The organism is Sphaerisporangium sp. NPDC088356, from assembly GCF_040685555.1.
Lineage (GTDB): Bacteria > Actinomycetota > Actinomycetes > Streptosporangiales > Streptosporangiaceae > Sphaerisporangium.
On sequence record NZ_JBFBIK010000036.1, the window covers coordinates 1 to 19,109 of the forward strand.

At 70.6% G+C, this 19,109-nt stretch carries 17 protein-coding genes and 1 pseudogene; 10 read left to right on the forward strand and 8 right to left on the reverse strand.

Annotation, left to right across the window (positions count from 1 at the left end; genetic code table 11):
* Positions 1-86: 86 nt before the first annotated feature.
* The 4 genes and pseudogenes from AB0O34_RS15925 to AB0O34_RS15940 all read right to left on the reverse strand — a co-directional run.
* Positions 87-542 (reverse strand): annotated as a pseudogene (locus tag AB0O34_RS15925) (choice-of-anchor P family protein); the annotation flags it as partial.
* A 242-nt stretch (positions 543-784) separates the two neighbouring features.
* Positions 785-1,234 (reverse strand): deaminase, encoded by a 450-nt coding sequence (locus AB0O34_RS15930; protein ID WP_363916131.1) that lies wholly within the window; start codon positions 1,232-1,234, stop codon positions 785-787.
* Entirely contained in the window at positions 1,231-1,932 is a 702-nt protein-coding gene (locus AB0O34_RS15935) for a dihydrofolate reductase family protein (RefSeq protein WP_363916132.1), read from the reverse strand. The genes AB0O34_RS15930 and AB0O34_RS15935 overlap by 4 nt, the downstream gene beginning before the upstream one ends.
* Before the next feature lie 462 nt (positions 1,933-2,394).
* Positions 2,395-6,756 carry an HAD-IC family P-type ATPase gene (locus tag AB0O34_RS15940; protein WP_363916133.1) on the reverse strand — a complete coding sequence of 1,454 codons (4,362 nt, stop codon included), beginning with the start codon at positions 6,754-6,756 and terminating at the stop codon, positions 2,395-2,397.
* A 178-nt stretch (positions 6,757-6,934) separates the two neighbouring features.
* On the opposite strand from AB0O34_RS15940, the gene AB0O34_RS15945 reads away from it, so the two are divergent.
* Both AB0O34_RS15945 and AB0O34_RS15950 read left to right on the forward strand, forming a co-directional pair.
* Positions 6,935-7,291 (forward strand): hypothetical protein, encoded by a 357-nt coding sequence (locus tag AB0O34_RS15945; RefSeq protein ID WP_363916134.1) that lies wholly within the window; start codon positions 6,935-6,937, stop codon positions 7,289-7,291.
* 461 nt (positions 7,292-7,752) lie between these two features.
* The gene (locus AB0O34_RS15950; RefSeq protein ID WP_363916180.1) at positions 7,753-8,892 is read left to right on the forward strand and encodes a hypothetical protein; all 1,140 of its coding nucleotides are present in this window, start codon (positions 7,753-7,755) and stop codon (positions 8,890-8,892) included.
* A gap of 4 nt (positions 8,893-8,896) precedes the next feature.
* Here AB0O34_RS15950 and AB0O34_RS15955 read toward each other — a convergent pair whose 3' ends face one another.
* The 3 genes from AB0O34_RS15955 to mca form a co-directional block, all read right to left on the reverse strand.
* The gene (locus tag AB0O34_RS15955) at positions 8,897-9,214 is read right to left on the reverse strand and encodes a GNAT family N-acetyltransferase (protein WP_363916135.1); all 318 of its coding nucleotides are present in this window, start codon (positions 9,212-9,214) and stop codon (positions 8,897-8,899) included.
* A gap of 28 nt (positions 9,215-9,242) precedes the next feature.
* Positions 9,243-9,524, reverse strand: coding sequence for a hypothetical protein (locus AB0O34_RS15960; RefSeq protein WP_363916136.1), 282 nt, complete (start codon positions 9,522-9,524; stop codon positions 9,243-9,245).
* Positions 9,525-9,597: 73 nt separating this feature from the next.
* The gene (gene mca, locus AB0O34_RS15965; protein ID WP_363916137.1) at positions 9,598-10,482 is read right to left on the reverse strand and encodes a mycothiol conjugate amidase Mca; all 885 of its coding nucleotides are present in this window, start codon (positions 10,480-10,482) and stop codon (positions 9,598-9,600) included.
* 134 nt (positions 10,483-10,616) lie between these two features.
* Here mca and AB0O34_RS15970 point away from each other — a divergent pair, with 134 nt between their 5' ends.
* From AB0O34_RS15970 to AB0O34_RS15995, 6 genes are all read left to right on the forward strand, one after another.
* Positions 10,617-11,054 (forward strand): DUF4307 domain-containing protein, encoded by a 438-nt coding sequence (locus AB0O34_RS15970; RefSeq protein ID WP_363916138.1) that lies wholly within the window; start codon positions 10,617-10,619, stop codon positions 11,052-11,054.
* Between the two features lie 89 nt (positions 11,055-11,143).
* A complete protein-coding gene (gene greA, locus AB0O34_RS15975; protein ID WP_363916139.1) occupies positions 11,144-11,647 on the forward strand; it encodes a transcription elongation factor GreA in 504 nt (167 codons plus the stop codon).
* 196 nt (positions 11,648-11,843) lie between these two features.
* A complete protein-coding gene (locus AB0O34_RS15980; RefSeq protein ID WP_363916140.1) occupies positions 11,844-13,181 on the forward strand; it encodes a C40 family peptidase in 1,338 nt (445 codons plus the stop codon).
* A 184-nt stretch (positions 13,182-13,365) separates the two neighbouring features.
* On the forward strand, positions 13,366-13,512 hold the full coding sequence (locus tag AB0O34_RS15985) for a hypothetical protein (RefSeq protein WP_363916141.1): 147 nt from the start codon (positions 13,366-13,368) through the stop codon (positions 13,510-13,512).
* A gap of 55 nt (positions 13,513-13,567) precedes the next feature.
* Entirely contained in the window at positions 13,568-14,539 is a 972-nt protein-coding gene (locus tag AB0O34_RS15990) for an MvdC/MvdD family ATP grasp protein (RefSeq protein WP_363916142.1), read from the forward strand.
* The gene (locus AB0O34_RS15995; RefSeq protein WP_363916143.1) at positions 14,539-15,537 is read left to right on the forward strand and encodes a TIGR04500 family putative peptide maturation system protein; all 999 of its coding nucleotides are present in this window, start codon (positions 14,539-14,541) and stop codon (positions 15,535-15,537) included. Before AB0O34_RS15990 ends, AB0O34_RS15995 begins: the two co-directional genes overlap by 1 nt.
* A gap of 79 nt (positions 15,538-15,616) precedes the next feature.
* Here the strand turns inward: AB0O34_RS15995 and AB0O34_RS16000 are convergent, their stop codons facing one another.
* Positions 15,617-16,225 carry a TetR family transcriptional regulator gene (locus AB0O34_RS16000; RefSeq protein ID WP_363916144.1) on the reverse strand — a complete coding sequence of 203 codons (609 nt, stop codon included), beginning with the start codon at positions 16,223-16,225 and terminating at the stop codon, positions 15,617-15,619.
* 144 nt (positions 16,226-16,369) lie between these two features.
* Between AB0O34_RS16000 and AB0O34_RS16005 the strand changes: the two genes are divergently transcribed.
* Together AB0O34_RS16005 and AB0O34_RS16010 are read left to right on the forward strand one after the other, a co-directional pair.
* Complete coding sequence (locus AB0O34_RS16005; RefSeq protein WP_363916145.1) at positions 16,370-16,891, forward strand: hypothetical protein; 522 nt, start codon at positions 16,370-16,372, stop codon at positions 16,889-16,891.
* Between the two features lie 382 nt (positions 16,892-17,273).
* Positions 17,274-19,058: a phosphoenolpyruvate carboxykinase (GTP) gene (locus tag AB0O34_RS16010; RefSeq protein ID WP_363916181.1), complete on the forward strand. Its 1,785-nt coding sequence runs from the start codon at positions 17,274-17,276 to the stop codon at positions 19,056-19,058.
* The last annotated feature ends 51 nt before the right edge of the window (positions 19,059-19,109 follow it).

Below are 19,109 nucleotides of genomic sequence, written 5' to 3' on the forward strand. Positions count from 1 at the left end.
CGGTCGGCACCGGCGAGCCAGATAACGAGCCACTTCCCGGGTGACGAGCCACATCCCGGGTGACGATCCGCTCCCCAGGTGGGGGGTCAGAAGACCGGGCAGGGGGCCCCGGGCGTGGTCAGAGAGGCCCTGGCGTGGCTGACGATGACGTCGACCCCCGCCAGCGTGCGGACGTGGATGGCGTTGACGGCGATGCCGCCGGGGGCGGTCACCCGCTCGTTGATCACGACCTTGGCGACCTGCGGGAGGTCGATCGTCAGGCCGATCTCGGGGTCGGCGATCGGTACGCCGCTGACCTTGAGGCTGGTGAGGTCCACCCCGCCCGTGGTGGTCACGTGGCCGGACTCGTCATCACGGGCCCGCGCCGTGGAGGTGATCTCGTCGGCGGTGACCAGGCCACCGAGCAGGCTGACGCGAGCCGTCTTGGCCGTGGCCGTGGCGGTGCGGAGCCCGGCCGCGTCCACCTCACCCGACGCCTTGGTCGTGATCACCCCGAGCGAGCCGAGGGCGCCCAGCGTGGCGCGGGTAGGACGAGCACGGCGACGCCGGTCACCACCAAGGTCTTCGGGGCGCGAGGCGTCAGGCCGTGGCGGTGACCAGCCACGCGATGCCGAGCAGCACGACGACCGGGATCAGCCACATCACGGCCTCGACTGCGAAATCCTTGTACATCGTGAACTTCTCCCTCTGAGTGCCTGTCACGCCGCGAATGGCGCGCCATGCAGCTTAACGGGCTCCGAAGGCAGCCTTGACCAGTTAGAGAGTCCGCAAAGCGCTTCCCGGTCTACGCCTCGAACAGGTGCGCGTTGACCTCGCGCACCCGGGCGGCCAGGTCGGGGATCTCGACGACCTCGACGCCCGCCTCGCGCAGCGTCTCGGCGCCGGTGCAGTCGACGAAGACGTCCGGCTCGCGCCAGGCGAACACGACGCGGCGGATGCCGGCGGCCAGGATCAGCTCGGTGCAGCTGCGAGGACGCGACGCCCGCGTGGTGCAGGGTTCGAGGGAGCTGTAGATCGTCGCCGAGGCGAGCCGGGGTTCGTCGCGGGAGACCTTGGCCAGGGCCGCCTCTTCGGCGTGGTCGTGGGGATCACCCTCCCGCGAGTAGCCGGTCGCGAGGACCTGGCCACCGGCGTCCACGAGGACGGCGCCCACGGCGAACGCGGTGGCCGAGGTGGGGGAGAGGCGCGAGAGTTCGACGGTCCTGTCCAGCCACCGGCGGTCGACGTCAGTCATGGGACTCCTCCCTCCTCAGGCTCGCCCCGGGGAAGATAGCGCAGTAGCACCACATCACCGATCTGGCGGGCCTCGGCGAGGCGCATCGGGCTGGCCGGGCCGTACGGGAAGGCGCCCTCGCCGACGAATCGGGGGGCGGATGGGTCGCCGACGAAGAACGGGGCGACCACGAGGTGGAGCTCGTCGACGAGCCCGGAGGTGAGGAAGAGCGTATGGACGGCACCGCCGCCCTCGACCATGAGCCGCCGTACCCCGCGCGCCGAAAGGTCGGCGAGGACGCCGGGGAGGTCGAGCGGGTCACCGGCGTCGACCACGGTGGCCACCTCGGAAAGGCTCTTGCGAGCCCTGTCCGCGCAGGGGGCCGCCGCGTACACGATCTTCTCGACGTCGCCCAGGGTGAAGAAACGGGCGCTCGGATCGAGGTCGCCGCCGCTGGTCAGCGTGACCTTGAGCGGGGTCTCGCCGAGCCCGCGCCGCACGCGCTCCGCACGGCGGGTCGCGGAACGGACCAGGAGCCGAGGATCGTCCGCGCGGACGGTGCCCGCGCCGACCAGGATGGCGTCGCACCCGGCGCGCACCTCGTCGACACGGTCGAAGTCGGCCGCGTTGGACAGCGCGAGCGGTTCGCCGGAGGCGTCGTCAATGAAACCGTCGATCGACGTCGCGACCGACAGCAAGATGTACGGGCGCTCAGGCACGGAGGATCTCCATGACGTCAATCATGGACCCTCGACGCCCGGGCGCCGAGTTCGACCGGCGTCCGCCTCACGCGAAGAGCGAGAGGGGTTCCCCCGGGGTGGAACGGGCAGCCTGAGGCGGGGGCCGGGTTCACCTGGAGTCCGGGCCGCCTCGGGGGCCGCCCTGTCCGACCTCGGTTTCGGGCCGCCCGAGGGGGCGGTCCTGTTCATCCGCGGTTCAGGCCGCCTGCGGGGCGGCCTGTCGATCCGCGGTTCAGGCCGCCTGCGGGGCGGCCTTGTCGATCCAGACCTGTACGAGGCGCACGACCAGCGCCTCGACGAACATCACGGCCGCCTTGGCCAGCACAGAGGCAAAGAAGTTGTACACCGGAACCTCACAGTAGGGGTGTTTCGACTGATTTATACAGCATTGATGACCGATGTGACTATATGTCCAGATTGAAGTGTCCAAACAGTGAACGGTCAGTGACCGTTCCCTTCGGGCGGATTGATCAGCCGGCCCGCCACCCCGGCCGCGGTTCCGCTGCCCAGCCCGATGGTCCAGCCGAACGGCCCCACCGGTCGGCATCCGAAGAGCTGGCTGAGCCCCGGAGTGGAGACGACGACGAACAGGCACGCCAGTGACACCGAGGCGGCGGCCATGACCGTGCGGTCCCTGCCGCCGACCATCAGGGTCTGCACCAGCTGCGCCGACACCAGGCCGATCAGGCCCACGGTGTCCGCACGCGCCTGCGTGCCGGTGGAGCGCGCGAGCACCCAGGCGAGGGAGGCCGCCGCCGCCGTGGTGGCGGCGCGCCCGTAGATGTCCCTGGTCAGGGCATCGCCGAGCGACGCCTCCGGCCCCTCCGTCAGCAGCTTCTCCGGGCTCGTGGCGCTCGGCGGCCGGATGGCGATGGCCAGGGCGGGCAGCATGTCGGTGAGCAGGTTGACCAGCAGGAGCTGTCGTGCGTTCAGGGTGTTGCGGCCGGCGAACAAATTGGATCCGACCGTAAACACGATCTCCCCGAGGTTGCCGCCCAGCAGGATGCCGAGCGAGTCGCGGACGGAGCTCCACATCGCCCGTCCCTCGACGATGGCTTCGACGATGGTCTCGATGCGGTCGTCGGTCACCACCACGTCGGCCGCCGCGCGTGCCGCCGGGGTGGCCCGCGAGCCCAGCGCGACGCCTACGTCGGCGAGCCTGATGGCCGGGGCGTCGTTGGCGCCGTCACCGGTCACGGCCACCACCTTCCCCGCCCGCTGGAGGCCCGCGACGATGCGCGCCTTGTGCGCAGGGGTGACGCGTGCGAACACCGATACCTCCGGCAGCATGCCGGTCAGCGCCGCGTCGTCGATCGCGTCCAGCTCCGCCCCGGTCATGACCCGCAGGCCGTCGAGCACGTTCAGCTCGGCGGCGATGGCCTCGGCCGTGCTGGGATGGTCACCGGTGATCATGACGACCCGGACGCCCGCTCGTACGAGCCGGTCCACGCTGTGCGCCGCCGTGGGCCTGACCGAATCGGCCAGCCCGAGGAAGCCCAGGAAGCACAGCCCCTCGACGCGGGACTCGTCGAGGTCGCGCTGGCTCGCCGCCGAGCGCTCGGCCACGGCCAGCACGCGGAAACCCTGCTGGGCGAGCCGGTCGACCTCCTTGGTGAGCGCCTGGGCGGCGTCCTCGTCCAGGGGCGCGACCTCGCCGTCGTTCAGCATGGTGGTGCACCGGGTGAGCACCACCTCGGGAGCCCCCTTCACGCTGAGCAGGTGAGGGCCCCCGCCCCCGGGTACGGTCGTGACCGGCGTCCCCGGCGTGCCGAGCACCGCGTGGTAACCCCGGGCCGACTCGAAGGGCATCTCGTCGATCCGCAGCCAGGAGCCGAGCCCCTCGGAGGGGACCACCCCGAGCCTCTCGGCGCCCTCCACCACCGCGCGGTCGGTGAGGTGCGGGACGGCCCGCTCGCCGTCGAGCTGGGGGCCCGCCCGCAGCGCCGCCGCGAGGATCGGCCGGAAGTCCGCGGGCAGGCCCTCGACGGGATGCTCCAGGCGGCCGTCGGAGATCCGGCCCAGGCTGATGTGCCCCTCGGTGAGGGTGCCGGTCTTGTCGAAGCAGAGCACGTCGACCCGTCCGAGCGCCTCGATGGTCGACGGGTTGCGCACCAGCGTCTCGCGCGTGGAGAGCCGCCTGGCCGCCGCCAGCTCGGCCACCGTGGCGATGAACGGCAGGCCCTCGGGTACGGCGGCCACGGCGAGGCTCACGGCCGGGGCCAGCGCCGAGGCGAGCGTGGAGCGGCGCAGCAGGTTGGTGACCATCAGCATCGCGCCTGAGCCGAGGGCGACCGGCATGATCTGGCGGCTCAGGGCGCGCAGCCGCAGCTCCACACCGGTCGGCGGCGCCTCCCGCTTCCCGAGCTCGGCCGTTCGGCCCGCCTCGGTGGCCGTTCCGGTCGCCACCACCACGGCCAGGCAGTGGCCCGCCGCGATGGTGGTGCCCTGGTAGACCATGGAGGTGCGGTCGGCCACCGCCGGGGCGGCGGTGGGCTTGGGTGACTTGGTGACCAGCTGCGACTCGCCGGTGAGGGGCGCCTCGTCGACTTCCAGGGCACGTGCCTTGAGCACCCGGCAGTCGGCCGGCACGGCGTCTCCCGCCCGCAGCTCGATGATGTCTCCTCGTACGAGGTCGTCGGCGGTGGCGTCCACCGGCCCCTGCGGGCGGCGCAGCCGTACGGGGACGGCGGTGGCGTCGGTCAGCCGGGTGAGCGCCTGGTCGGCGTTGGTCCGCTGCGCCCCGCCGATGAGCCCGTTGACGACCAGGACCCCGCCGATCAAAACGGCGTCCAGGGCGGACCCCATGGCGGCGGACACGCCCGCGGCGGCGGCCAGCACCGGCGTGAGCGGGTTGGCCAGCTCCTCGGCCGTCGCCCGGAGCAGCGAGGCGCCCCTGGTCTCCCGCGGGCTCGCGACGGTCCTGCGGCGGGCGGCCTCCGCCTCGCTGAGCCCGGCCACCGTCGAGGACAGGCGGGCCAGGACGTCCTGTGTCGGCAGCGCGTGCCAGGGTGTGCGGTCGACCCGCTCGGGCAGCTCGCCGCGGCCGACGTCGCGGCCCGACCACGCTCCCGTGGCCAGCGTGACCAGCGACGTGCAGTCGCCGACGAGCTGCACCCGGCGCACCGAGCCCTCGGCGGGCCCGAAGACGGTGAGCGCGCCTCCGAGTACGGCCCCGGCGGCGGAGACCTTCACGCTGCGACCGCTGGTGGTCCTGGCCATGCGAAGGGACCTCAGCAGCAGGTGTGCCGCGTCGGGGCCGCCGATCACGTCCGCGTCCCACGGCGGCCGCCCCGAGCGGGTCAGCACGCCGATGCCCAGGTCCGCCTCGCGCAGCCCGCGACGGGAGCGCTGCGTCACCACGGCCACCGCACGCCCGTCGGCCTGCAGGGCCCTCACGGCCTGGGGGAGCCGGGCGCCCCCCGCGACCAGCCGCTCGGCGCCGAGCCGCCAGGCGAGGTCCGGGTCGCCGCCGGCCATGATCACCTCGCAGGCGTCACCGGCGGCTCCGACGAGCGCCTCGGCGAACGGATGCACCTCGCGGACGACGCCGACCAGCGCGACCGTCTCGCCCCGGTAGGTGACGGCGATGGGCCGGATCCCCTTCTCCCGCCAGTGCGCCGCCTGGACGGGGACGGCCGCCGGCGATTCGGCCGCCCATTCGCCGAGCTCGCGGCGTACGGTCGCGTCCGCGCCCTCAAGCAGGGCGTAGACGTGGGCGTGCAGGTCGCCGGGGTTCAGATCGGCGGCCGGGGCCAGGGCGACCACCTCGTGGACGGTCCAGGTGCCCATGGTCAGGGTGTCGGCGTCGAACACCACCGTGTCGACGCGGTCCATGCAGCGCATCGCGTCGCGGTCCAGGACCAAAGCGCCCCGTCGCGCGACGGCGATGCCCACGGCGCTGACGAAGGCGTCCCGTCCGAGCCTGGCCGCCTTGGGCGTCCCGGCGACGAGCATCGCGAGCCCCCGCTCCTGGTCGGGGCTGATGATCGAGGTCACGCCGTACGAGGCGAGCGCGCCGACGCTGACGGTGTCCGCGTAGCGCTCGATCGGCCCGTACGGCATGGGGCGCGGGCGCTCGGTGACGGCCGCCCTGATGTGCCGGTAGCCGCCCTTCCTCTCGGCGAACTCCTCTTCCCTCGCCGTCCACGCCCGGCGTGCCGCCGTGGCCTCGGCGAGGCGGCCGGCCGCCGCGAGCGAGTCGATGAACAGCCCAAGGGGGCGCAGCGCGAGCGTCTGGGCGGCGAAGCGCGTCGTGGCGAACACCATGTTGGCGGTCGGCCGCCCGACACGGCGCTCCACCTCGTGCCGCACCCGGGGGGTGGACTCCGCCAGCTGGAGGAGGGCGGGCAGCGCCGCCGGCGCCCTGGTCACGCGCGTCACCCGGCCGACCAGCGTCACGCCGGCGCCCACGAGCCCGGCGCCCAGCTCCACGAGCGCGCGGGCCTGGTTCTCCACCGCGTGACGGGCCACCTGTCCGTCGCCGGGCCGCTCCGCGACGTCGAGCTCGTCCACGATCCTGAGCAGCTTGCCGACGTCGACGGTGCCGGCGTCGCACTCGATGAAGACGAAGCCGAGCGCGCCGTTCACCTCCGCCCGGTCGACCCCGCCGAGGTCGACCAGACCCCGTTCGAGCGCACGGGCCTCGGGCGAGGTCGCCGGGCCGCCGATGTTCCACAGCTGGACGCGGACCCCTCCCGCGAACGTGTGGACCTGCCGGGGGCAGGGAAGCAGGCCGCGGACCGTCTCGGGCAGCAAGGACGTGATCAGGCCTACCGGTCCCCTGAGGTCGCGTAGCGAGAACAAAACGCCTCCAGGGAACCGGGTGCCGACAAGATGATCAGACCGCGCGGCGTGCGGTCTGATCATTCGACCCTAAGTATGCCCAGGTCAGGCGGTTGAACGCCTCTCTGCCGTAGTTGCCGCCGTCTGCGCCGATCCAGTCCGTGCGGGCGAGGATCCGGCGGCGCGTGACGTCGACCGCGTGGACGAGCTTCCGGCCGCGCGTGACGTCGACCGTGCGGGCGTCCGGGTGGACGTGGACGAGGTCGATCGCGCTGTCCGGGACGTCCTGGCGGACGCCGGAGTGGACGCACGTGATGTCGAGGCCCGTGGTGTCGCCGCCCGTGATGTCGACGCCCTGGAAGCGCGGGGCGTGGCCCTGCCGGTCGTGGCGGTGGACGCCCGCGCCCGCGACGGCCGCTCGGTGGCCCTGGACTCCTGCTCGGACTTCTGGGCGGAGGCGCAGGCCCGTGCCGCCAGCATGGTCCCGGCTCCGATGGCCGCGGCCACCGGCCACTCCATCAGCCCGATGGCCGCGAGCAGACCCAGCCCGCCGTAGTAGGCGATGCGCTCGGGCGGAGGGAGGAACGTCCTGGCGGTCTCCACCGCCCTGCCCATCTCCTGTCCCCGACTGCTGGACGTGCCGGGCATACGAGACATACCCGGCATGCGAGACATGCTTGGCATGCGAGGCATCCTTGGCATGTGCGGGCGGTGGACGTGGAGGCTGACGACAGGAGTGTCGAGCTGGATCAGATCGCCGTCGGAACTGGATGTCGGTCGTGTGCGATCTCGGCTCACGCGCGACGCCTGGGTCACGGTCATGGCCCCTCCTCGGGTGCGAAACAAGTCCTCATTTCACCCTTTGCCCACTTCAGAGGTCTCCGCTAGGGCCTTTCGTCCCGTCCTGACATGTCGTCTCGTGGCCACCGGACCGGTCCACCTCGCCGCTCATGGCGTGCGGGGGATGGTCACGCTGTCACGTTCGGGGACATGGGCGTAGGCTCACGGGGCGTGAGCATGGATCTGGACTTCGTCAGCGAGCACGCGGGCCGGCCCGCGGCCAGCCTGACCCGTCGGGATGTCGCCCGGGCATTGCTCGCGCTGCCGAGTGGCCAAGCGCTGGTGGCGATCCCCGATCTGCGCCGGGCGATGCTGGCGGCGGGCAACCCCCTGTCGGCCGCCTTCTGGGACTCCGCCAAGGCCACGCTCACCGGCATCGAGGCCGGCGTGGCGACGGTCGGGGACGTCCAGCGGTGGCTGGAGTCGACCGGCACCGAGCCGATCCTCATCACCCGCAGCTACTTCGTCTGGCCTGAGGAAGGCGAGCGCGGCCCGGTCGCGGCGGAGCTGTACGAGCGGCTCGTGACCCACCTGGAGCAGCACGTGACCGGCGGCGAGATCGACCCCGACCGGCTCGTGGCCGGCGACTCCGAGGCCCGCGAGGTGTACGAGGGGATCCAGGACCGCTGGCTCTCCACGGCGCTTCCTGACGGGCGGGTGCCCAGCATCGCGGTGGGCGACGAGCTCGACGAGGGCCTGTTCGCCTCCTGGGACGAGGAGGAGGCGTTCGCGCTCAGCGAGCTCCACCGCGTGCTCGCCGACCTGCCGGAGCCTCCGTGCCCCGAGGACGACCTGGAGACCGCCGTCCTGCGACTCCGCGCGGTCCTGGCGGAGCCCGGATATCCGGGCAGCGTGCTCAAGGCCTGCGCGGGCCTCGACGACGGCCCGTTTCCCGAGAGCGACACCGAGCTGTGGCTCATGGTGGCGGCGGGCATCGCCTCGCCGGTCTCCGACCTGCAGGACGAGGACGAGCACCAGTTCTGGGACCTGGAAGGCGAGCTCAGCCAGGAGGACGCCGCGCTGGCCGCCATCTGCACCATCCACCACGCCGACTGGCTCGCCGCGGTCATAGCGCTCGCCCGGCGCGGCCCCGGAGTGCTGGCCTCGCCCGAGCGCATCGCGAGGTTCGTCGCCGAGTCCGAGGACATCGACGTCGAGATGGACGACCCCGAAGACCTCGAGACCACCGAGGCGCTGTTCACGTCGGTCACGCCGTTGTGGCAGCGGCTCGGCATCGTGGACGAGAAGGCGATCCTCACCCCGCTCGGCTGGTGGGGCCTGCCGAAGGCGCTGGAGCGCGCGTGGGCGCCTGAGTGAGGCGTCAGCTGGAGGGTTGCGCCACGCCCGTGTGGTCGCCGGCGACGAGGTCGCGGTATTCGGGGTGGCGCTCGATGTAGCGGGCGACGAAGGGGCAGCGGGGGACGACCGGCACACCTTCGGCACGTGCCGCGTCGAGCGCGTCGTGGATCAGGCGACTGGCGAGCCCCTGACCCTCGAACTCCTCGCCCACCTCGGTGTGCGTGAAGACGAGCCGGCCGGTGAGCCGGTGGTACTCCGCGAACCCGGCGAGCCGGCCGTCGGCCGTGATCTCGAAGCGCTTGGCGTCCGGGTTGTCGGTCACCTCGACCTTGTGGTCCATGGGGGATTCCTCTCGTGGACCACAGCGCTCAGCGGGTCCCGTTGGGTCGTGGGTGGGCTTCCTGCTCACCGGCTCCAGGCTTGTCCAGATCGGCCTCGGGCCTGTCGAGAGGGGCTCCGGGCCTGTCCAGCTCGGCTTCGCGGGGAACCTCGATCTTGGAGATCTGCCTGTTCATCGACTTCACCAGGAAGTACAGCGCGACGCCGATCGCGGCGACCACGATGAAGCCGAGCAGGCCGGGGCCGACCGGAGTGGGCGGAGCGGCGGCTCCCGGCAGGGAGGCAACGGCGTGTGCGGTGAAATCAGTCACCTGTCAAGTCTGCCACCTGGGGGCCTCACCCCCTGCGGCGGCAGGCTGGTGGTCTGCCGCCCGGGGCGTCGCGTCAGTTGCGGGCGTGAGAGACCTCGCCCGCGTGGATCCCCGTGAACAGGTCGTCCTCGGGCAGCGCGGTGTCGACCAGCGACCGGGCGAGGTGGTAGTCCTCGGTGGGCCAGATCTCCCGCTGCAGGTCGCGCGGGCAGACGAAGAAGAAGCCGTCCGGGTCGATCTGGGTGGCGTGCGCGAGCAGCGCGAGGTCGCGCGTCTCGAAGTAGTCGCCGCACGGCACGCGCGTGGTGATCTCCCACTTCTGCGGGCGGTCCTCCCAGCGGGCGATCCAGTCGCCGTACGGCGAGCCGATCCCCCGGTCGGTCATGGCCTGGTGGAGGGCCTCGAACCGCTCCCGCGTGAAGCCCATGTGGTAGTAGAGCTTGAGTGGCTGCCACGGGTCTCCCATGCCCACGTAGCGGTCGGGGTCGCCGGCCGCCTCGAAGGCCTCGATGGAGATCTTGTTCGTCATGATGTGGTCGGGGTGCGGGTAGCCGCCGTCGTCGTCGTAGGTCAGGATCACGTGCGGCTTGAACGCGCGCACGGCGGCGACCAGCGGAGCCGCCGCCACTTCCAGCGGCTGGAGCGCGAAGCACCCCTCGGGCAGCGGCTCGCTCTCGTCCTCGGGAAGGCCGGAGTCGACGAAGCCGAGGAAGCTCTGCTCGACGCCGAGGATCTCGCGTGCCTTCTCCATCTCCTCGCGCCGGACCTGGGTGATGTTTTCCAGGATGTCGGGACGCTCCATCTTGGGGTTGAGGATGGAGCCGCGTTCACCACCGGTACACGTACAGACCAGCACGTCGACGCCCTCGGCCACGTAGCGCGCCATCGTGGCGGCTCCCTTGCTCGACTCGTCGTCAGGGTGCGCGTGTACGGCCATCAGCCTCAGCGGTGCACTCACGGCTCGGTTTCTCCTCAGGTGTCCAGGACAGCTCCCCGGAGAGGCTAGTTTCTCCTGGGGCGACGCGCAGGGCGGAGCCCCCGCAGGGGACAATTGTCTCGTGCAACGACGAGGGACCGCTGGGAGATTCCGCCATGACCGATAGTGGTGTCGGTTCGAACGCGGCTGGGCCGGTCCTCGGCACCCCGGAGTCCTTTCCGGACCGTCCGGGACGCTTCGGACGGGGTGGGAGATCCATCGCCTTCCTCATCATCGGGATCTTTATCGCGATCGCGATGGGCGGCTGGGGTTACGTCATGATGTCGGCCAAGGGAAATCCCGACGTGATGACCGAAGTGATCGCTTTCCAGGTGGGCGGGCCGAACTCCATCACGATAACCTTCCAGGCGCACAAGGCCGCCGACCGCGCGGCGGTGTGCAAGCTGCGGGCCACCGACACCGATCACGTCGAGGTGGGCACCCGCGACGTCACGCTCCCCGCCGGCCAGGCCGACATCCAGCTGACGGAGCGCCTTGAGACCAGCGCTCAGGCCACTTCGGGCCACGTGCAGTACTGCTATCTCGTACAATGAGACTTTTGGGAAAGCGTTCGGGCGGGTTAATTTGTTAGTCTCCCCGAATTCGAACGCTCGCAACTCTCACGAGTACGCAAGGAGAACCCGTGGTCGACTCCCGCGAAGAGAACGTCACCTGGTTGACGCAGGAGGCGTACGACCGCCTGAAGGCGGAGTTTGAGTATCTCTCGGGGCCCGGGCGTGTCGACATCGCCAAGAAGATCGAAGCCGCTCGCGAAGAGGGAGACCTCAAGGAGAACGGCGGGTATCACGCCGCCAAGGAGGAGCAGGGCAAGATGGAGGGCCGCATCCTCCAGCTCCGCCAGCTCCTCGACCAGGCGAGAGTGGGGGAAGCCCCGCGTGCCGAAGGCGTTGTCGGCCCCGGAATGACCGTGACCATACGGTTCGACGGTGACGATGACGACGAGGTGACCTTCCTGCTGGCCTCCCGCGAGGAGAGCGGCGCCCCGATCGACGTCTACTCACCCCGATCCCCGCTCGGTGCCGCGATCAACGGCAAGAAGATCGGAGAGAGGGCCACCTATACGCTGCCCAACGGCAGGCAGAACACCGTGGAGATCCTTGAGGCGGTGCCGTACATCGGCAACTGAGCATCGCGCTCGACACCCACGTCCGACCCCGTGACATGATCCGCCGGAGCGCCGCTTCGGCGGATCGAGGCTGATTAAGGGAGAATCGCCGGACACCGGGGGTCGAACTTCGGGACAATCAGGCACTGAAGGGGACGACGTACGCCTGGCGTGCGACAGCGCTCGATGTGAGATACCACGGCGAAAGGGGTGGAACGTGCTCGATCGGCGACCGCGTGGTACGACCGTCGTCCGAGAGAGTCTCACCCGGGGCCTGAGCGGTGTCCGCGCCTACCTGGGCGGCGCGCTGGCCGAGGCCCGTGAGGATCTGAGCTACCGTCCCCGCCCGCTGCCCCGGGCCGGGCGTCGCCGGCGCCCGCTGCCACGGCCGCTGCGCCGGGCCGTCCCGGTCATCGCCATCGGGCTCGTCACGGTGCTGGCGGCCGACCTCATGATCCTCGGCGAGCTGGGGCAGCAGCGGACGACGGTCACCGAGCCGGCTCTCCGCAGGCAGATCCCGCAGCGCGAGACCGGCTTCGTCGCTGCCACCAGAGACCTTCCCGCCCCCGCGGCTCAGGCGCAGGTCGCGCCGCTGGGCGAGCTGCGCAAGCCGCATCTTTTCGTGGTGGCGTCCCGCCCGCTCTCGGCCGTCGCCGTCCGGCGGGTCAAGGCCCGCAAGGGGGTCGAGGCGGTCGAGGTCGTCAGCGCCGCCGACGTCATGATGGACGGCAAGCGCGTGCAGACCATGGGGGTCGACCCCTCGACGTTCCGCGCGTACACCCCGCGCTCCACGGCACGCTCCGACGCCCTGTGGAACAGCGTCGCGGCGGGCGACATAGCGGTGTCCTTCACCCTCGGCAGCGACGGCGGCGTGGCGCTCGGCTCCACCATCAACGGAGGCGGCCAGAAGCTCCGCGTCGGCGCCTACGCGACGATGGGCATGGGGCTGATCAACGCCGTGGTCTCCCAGCAGGTCGCGAAGTCGCTCGGCATCCCCGAGCGCAACGCGCTGGTCGTGAGCGCCCCCGGCGTCGACTCCACGCGGCTCCGTCTCACGCTTCTGAAGATCCTGCCCAAGGGCAGCCAGGTCGCCCTGATCAACCCGGTGCTCACGCCCCCCGCCCAGGCGCGCACCACCTGGCCGGTCAGTTCGTTCATGTCGGCCGACCAGATGCGCGTCGCGCTCTCGGCGGCGGTGGGCAAGCTCGGCCGGCCGTACGTCTGGGGCGCCGAGGGGCCCGACTCATTTGACTGCTCAGGGCTCGTGCAGTGGGCGTTCGCCCAGGCCGGGGTGCGCATGCCGCGGGTGACGCACCAGCAGTGGGTCACCGGCCCCCAGGTTCCCCTCGCGCAGGCGCAGCCCGGCGATCTGCTGTTCTGGCGTAACGACCCGACCAACCCCGGCTATATCTCCCATGTGGCGATCTACTGGGGCGACGGCAAGATGTTGCACGCGCCCCACACGGGTGACGTCGTGAAGATCGCGCCCGTGTACACCAAGAACCTCGCCGGAGTCGTCCGGGTGAGCCCCTGGGTCGCCGCGCGCGTGCGCTGACCCGCGCCTTCGCCTTCCGGGCGCCGCCTCGGCCACCCGGGTACGGTGCCCGGCCAATCCGTCTTCCGGATGAGCGGCGGTCACCCGCGAGAGGGACGCCCCGCCCTGTCCCGCCCCCTTAAGTTCCTCTGGTGGGGAACGGCGCACAAGGGGTGCGCCGTACTACATAAAGGGTGGGACTCACATGAGCAAGACGCGTACTTCCTTCGACGACATCGCGGCCGTCGGCCCCGAGCTCGACGAGGCTCAGCTTCTCCAGGTCAGTGGTGGCGCGAAGAGCCAGGTCATCGTGATCCACGGTGACCACAGCCACACCTCGGGCGACTCCTGATCGGTGCGGGGGCGCGTCCGAGCGACGCGCCCCCGCGTGCCGGGGAGGCACAGAGATGATCCTTGTACTGACCTGCGACGGTGACGACCATGCCGACCGGGTCGTCGAGTTCCTCACGGCCGGCGGAGCCGACGTCGTCGTCTTCGATCCGTCCTTATATCCCACCGAAGCCCGCCTGGAGATCAGTCACACGGGTACCGGCTCGACGCGGCGGGTGCTCCACGCCGGTGGCCGCCAGGTCGTCCTCGACGAGCTCACGGCGTTCTGGTACCGGAGGCCGCTGAACCCGGTCGCGCATCCGGAGGTCGCGCCCTACGCCTACGCGGACTACATCCATGACGAGCTGCGCGCCGTGTCCGACAGCCTGTGGGACAGCCTCGACTGCCTCGGAGTCCCCGCGTCCAGGCCCGTCATCGACCGCGCCGCGCGCAAGCCGTACCAGCTCGAACGGGCCCGCCTGCTGGGCTTCGAGCTGCCCCCGACGCTGGTCACGACCGACCCCGAGACCTTCCTCGACTTCTACGACCGGCACGAGGGACGTGTGATCACCAAACCGGTCCACGGCAACCGGCTGGAAGGTCAGGGAGAGCGGTTCGGCCGCTTCGCCGCGCCCGTGTCCACGGCCGACACCGGATACGCCGACGCGCTGCGTTACTGCCCGGTCATCGTCCAGGCCTATGTGCCCAAGCGGGTCGAGGTGCGGGTGACCGTGGTGGGGACGGCGGTCTTCGCCGCCGAGATCCATTCACAGGTGAGCAACCACACCAAGTACGACTGGCGGCACTACGACCCGGGCGCCACGCCGATCCGGGTCCACGACCTGCCCGGCGAGGTCTCCCAGCGCTGCGTGGCGCTGGTCGGGCGGCTCGGGCTGACCTACGGCGCGATCGACCTGATCCTCACGCCGGACGGCCGCTATGTCTTTCTCGAGATCAATCCGAACGGGCAGTTCCTGTGGATCGAGGCCGCGACGGGCCTGCCCATCAGCGCCGCGATCGGTGACCTGCTCACCAGGGGAGAGAAGTGATGGTGGACGGGCGGACACTGGCCGACGCGGTCGGCCTGCTCAGCGGCGGCACGGCCGAGCGTGACCTGGAGGCGTTCCGGGCGGACCATCCGCACGTACGGGCGCGCCTGATCAGGCAGCGGGAGGAGTACGACGGTTCGCTGCACCACGCCCTGCTCGTCAAGGACGGGAGCGGTGCCACCGTCTCGCTGTCGTGGTGTCCAGGCACCGCCCTGCCGTGGCCGCTGCGCGGCGTCCACCGGGCCGCCGAGCACCTGCTGCTCCGGGTCAACGGCGTCGACACCCCGGTGACCAGGGCCATCGCGGCCCTGGACTTCATCTGGGACGAGTCCCGCCTGGCCGATCGCCTGGTCGGCGACAGCCTCGTACGGGAGGCCCTGGAGGAGTCGCCGGAACGCTTCACCGACGCGGAACTGCAGGACGCCATGAACGCGTTCCGCCGGGCACGCGGGCTGCTGACGGGGGAGGCGACGCGGGCATGGATGGACCGCAACGGCATCTCCCACCCGGAGCTGGAGGAGCTGGTCGCGACCGAGGCGTCGGTGGCGCGGCTGCGCGAGCGGGTGTCCGCGGGGCTGGTGGAGGAGTGGTTCGCCGAGCGTGGCCACGAGCTCGACATCGCACGGGTCGTGCGGGCGGCAGTGGACGCCGGCGCCGAGCCTCCGGCTGAGCGCGAGGACTTCCTGCGGGCCGCCGAGCGGGCGTTCGCGGCGGGCACGGCCATGGCTGGGCCGATCTTCGTCACGCTACGGCGTGGAGAGCTGAGCCCGGAGGCGGCCCGCCAGGTGTTCGGTGCCGAGCCTGGCACGGTCGTGGGGCCGGTCAGCACCGAAAACGGACTCATGCTGGTCAAGGTGCTGGCCATTGTGCCCGCCGTGCTCGACGACATCGTCCGTGAGCAGGTCCAGCGGCGGATCTTCGACGAGTGGATCGAGCGGCGCAGGAGCACCGCGAAGATCGAATGGTTCTGGGGCACCACCGACCGCACCGGCTCATGATGCCCCCGGCCCGTGGTGTGCCCGCGGGCTCAGGACAACGCGGACAGGTTTCCGCGTTGTCCTGGTGAGCAGCCGTTCCCTAGAGCGGCAGCCCTTCCTCCAGCAGGACCAGCGCCTCGTCCATCAGGCCGATGAGGCGTTCCTCGCCGTCGGAGCGGACCCAGCGCTCGACGGCCGCGATCCAGCCGCCCACGACGGCTCCGGTGAAGACCCGTACCGCGAAATCGTCGGTGGGCCGGCCGGTGCGCTCGGCGATGGCGGCCGTCAGCATCGTCATCGTGGCGATCTGCCCCTCCATCTGCCGCGCGCGCAGCGACGGGATAGCCCAGACGAGCTGGATGCGCCGCAAAATCGTCTGCTCGTCGTAGGCCAGCACCTCGCCGTACACCAGGCGGACGGCCTCACGCAGCGCGGCGAGCGGCGGCAGCGACGCCGGCTGCTCCAGGAAGGCCGAGGCGAGCAGCGGGTCGTAGTCGTCCTGGATGACGACGTCCTCCTTGGTCGGGAAGTAGCGGAAGAACGTGCTCGGCGAGACCTCCGCGGCCTCCGCGATCTGCTCGATCGTCGTGTTCTCGTACCCCTGCTCGACGAACAGCCGCATGGCGTGCTCCCGGATGGACAGCCGGGTCTTGGCCTTCTTGCGCTCGCGTAGACCGCACTGCTGTTCGATGCGCGCAGGTGTGCTCATCTTCTGATTCTCGCGTGCCGAACGGCGTACGGTCTCGCTTCGCGCGGGCCGAGTTCACGGTTCGCCGGCGCGCCCGCGGGCTCTTTTCGACGGGGACGGCTTTACCCCATTGAAGCTTCGACGTATGGGTGTAATCTCAATTACATGGAAACAGATGAAGCAGTGATCATCTCCTGGTTCACCGGCCGCCTGCCGCAGGAGTGGTTCTCCGGGCAGCACGAGTTCGTCCTCGACCGCGAGGAGATCGCGGTGGTCGGCACGCTTCGGATCCCGGACGCGCCTGAGGACGCCTCGGGCGCTGAGAGGGCCGCGCTGCTGGACGGCCTCATCCAGCGCTTCAGGGAAGAGACGCGCGAGCGCCGCATCGAGATCGCCCGCGAGGCCGAGCACCGGTTCCGCCGTAAGGTCTCCTGGGGCGTGTCCGTGGGCGGCGAGACAGTGATGTTCACCACGCTTTCGATCCCGGTCATGACCCGCCTGCGCCAGCAGGAGCGGCGCGTGCTCGACACGCTGGTCGCGGCGGGCGTCGCGCGCAGCCGCAGCGACGCGCTCGCGTGGTGCGTCCGCCTGGTCGGCAGCCACACCGACACCTGGCTCGCTGACCTGCGCGATGCGCTCCAGCACGTCGACCGCGTGCGTTCCGAGGGCCCGGAGATGAATGCGTAAATTGGCCTAAACCAATTCTTTAACAGGCCTAGACCATTCGAATTGGCCTATACCAATGTTCGCTCGGCGCCAGGCGGGTAGCGGGTCCGCCGGCCGGGGGGCACCCTTTTATCTCGGTCAAGTGTGGGTAAACTCCCACGAACCATCGCGGTCCCTGCCTGCCGTGACGTCGTACGCACGGGCAGCGGACAGGGGCCACGGCGGCGCACCGAATTCACGAGCGTGAAACAGCGGTGAAATGGGAAGAGCGGATCTTCTGACTTTAGAAGTTCTTGTGCTTCTGTTTCATCGACTGGTCTACGCCAATTGGATTCGGGGCGGTTTGTCGTTAATGATGTTGGCCTGAGAGTAAGGAGCCGGCCCCGTGTCAGTTTCCATAGAAATGACCACTCCGACGACTCACGCCGAGCTGGTCGCGTGGGTCAGGGAGATCGCCGAGCTGACCGGTCCCGACCGTGTCGAGTGGTGCGACGGTTCGGAGGCCGAGTGGACGCGCCTCACGAACCTGCTGGTCAAGCAGGGCACCTTCACCCGTCTCACCAAGCGGCCCAACAGCTTCCACGCGGCCTCGGACCCCACGGACGTGGCGAGGGTCGAAGACCGCACCTTCATCTGCTCTGAGAGCCCCGAGGACGCCGGCCCGACCAACAACTGGGTGGCCCCGAAGGAAATGCGCGAGACCTTCGACGGGCTCTTCAACGGCTGCATGCGCGGGCGCACGATGTACGTCGTGCCCTTCTGCATGGGCCCGCTCGGCGGTGAGATCTCCCAGCTCGGGGTCGAGATCACCGACTCTCCGTACGTCGTCGTCTCCATGCGCGTGATGACCCGCATGGGCGAGGAGGCGTTGCGGCTGATCGAGGAGAGGGGCGACTTCGTCAAAGCGGTCCACTCCGTGGGGGCCCCGCTGGCGCCCGGCCAGGAGGACGTCCCCTGGCCGTGCAGCTCCACCAAGTACATCAGCCACTTCCCCGAGACCCGTGAGATCTGGTCATACGGCTCCGGCTACGGCGGCAACGCCCTGCTCGGCAAGAAGTGCTACGCGCTGCGCATCGCCAGCGTGATGGCCCGCGACGAGGGCTGGCTGGCCGAGCACATGCTCATCCTGAAGCTCACCCCGCCGACCGGCGAGACGCGCTACGTCGCCGCTGCCTTCCCGTCCGCCTGCGGCAAGACCAACCTGGCGATGCTCCAGCCGACCATTCCGGGGTGGAAGGTCGAGACGGTCGGAGACGACATCGCCTGGATGCGCTTCGGCCGGGACGGCAGGCTCCACGCCATCAACCCCGAGGCCGGGTTCTTCGGCGTGGCGCCGGGCACCGGCGAGTCCACCAACGCCAACGCCATCAAGACGCTCTGGGGCAACAGCATCTTCACCAACGTCGCGCTGACCGACGACGGCGACGTGTGGTGGGAGGGGCTGACCGACGAGCCTCCGGCGCACCTCACCGACTGGAGGGGCCGCGACTGGACGCCCGCCTCCGGCGAGCCCGCCGCCCATCCGAACGCCCGCTTCACGACCCCGGCGGCCCAGTGCCCGACGATCGCCCCCGAGTGGCGCGACCCCGAGGGCGTGCCGATCTCGGCGATCCTGTTCGGCGGGCGCCGCGCGACGGCCGTGCCGCTGGTCACCGAGTCGCTCAGCTGGCAGCACGGTGTCTTCCTCGGCGCCAACGTGGCGTCGGAGAAGACCGCCGCGGCCGAGGGCAAGGTGGGCGAGCTGCGCCGCGACCCGTTCGCGATGCTGCCCTTCTGCGGCTACAACATGGGCGACTACTTCGCCCACTGGATCAAGATCGGCAAGACGGGCGCGGACGGCATGCTGCCCCGGCTCTACTACGTCAACTGGTTCCGCAAGGACGCCTCGGGCCGGTTCCTGTGGCCCGGGTTCGGCGAGAACAGCCGTGTGCTCAAGTGGATCGTCGAGCGCCTGAACGGCGAGGCCGAGGCCGTGGAGACGCCGATCGGCCTGCTGCCCGCCGAGGGAGCGCTCGACACCGAGGGCCTCGACGTGTCCGAGGCCGACATGGCGACCCTGATGTCGGTCGACCGCGAGGTGTGGAAGGAAGAGGCCGCACTGATCCCCGGGCACCTGGAGACCTTCGGCACCCGTATGCCCAAGGAGCTGTGGGACGAGTACCACTCCCTCGTGAGCCGTCTGGGCTGACCCTTCCGGCCGGGTCCGGGGCACCCTTGCCGCCCGCACCGGTACTGATCG

Coding starts and splice junctions, on each gene's coding strand:
- AB0O34_RS15930 (WP_363916131.1), bottom strand. CDS start 1,234: ATGACTGACGTCGACCGCCGGTGGCTGGACAGGACCGTCGAACTCTCG.
- AB0O34_RS15950 (WP_363916180.1), top strand. CDS start 7,753: ATGGATCTGGACTTCGTCAGCGAGCACGCGGGCCGGCCCGCGGCCAGC.
- AB0O34_RS15955 (WP_363916135.1), bottom strand. CDS start 9,214: ATGGACCACAAGGTCGAGGTGACCGACAACCCGGACGCCAAGCGCTTC.
- AB0O34_RS15970 (WP_363916138.1), top strand. CDS start 10,617: ATGACCGATAGTGGTGTCGGTTCGAACGCGGCTGGGCCGGTCCTCGGC.
- AB0O34_RS15985 (WP_363916141.1), top strand. CDS start 13,366: ATGAGCAAGACGCGTACTTCCTTCGACGACATCGCGGCCGTCGGCCCC.
- AB0O34_RS15990 (WP_363916142.1), top strand. CDS start 13,568: ATGATCCTTGTACTGACCTGCGACGGTGACGACCATGCCGACCGGGTC.
- AB0O34_RS15995 (WP_363916143.1), top strand. CDS start 14,539: ATGGTGGACGGGCGGACACTGGCCGACGCGGTCGGCCTGCTCAGCGGC.
- AB0O34_RS16000 (WP_363916144.1), bottom strand. CDS start 16,225: ATGAGCACACCTGCGCGCATCGAACAGCAGTGCGGTCTACGCGAGCGC.
- AB0O34_RS16005 (WP_363916145.1), top strand. CDS start 16,370: ATGGAAACAGATGAAGCAGTGATCATCTCCTGGTTCACCGGCCGCCTG.
- AB0O34_RS16010 (WP_363916181.1), top strand. CDS start 17,274: ATGACCACTCCGACGACTCACGCCGAGCTGGTCGCGTGGGTCAGGGAG.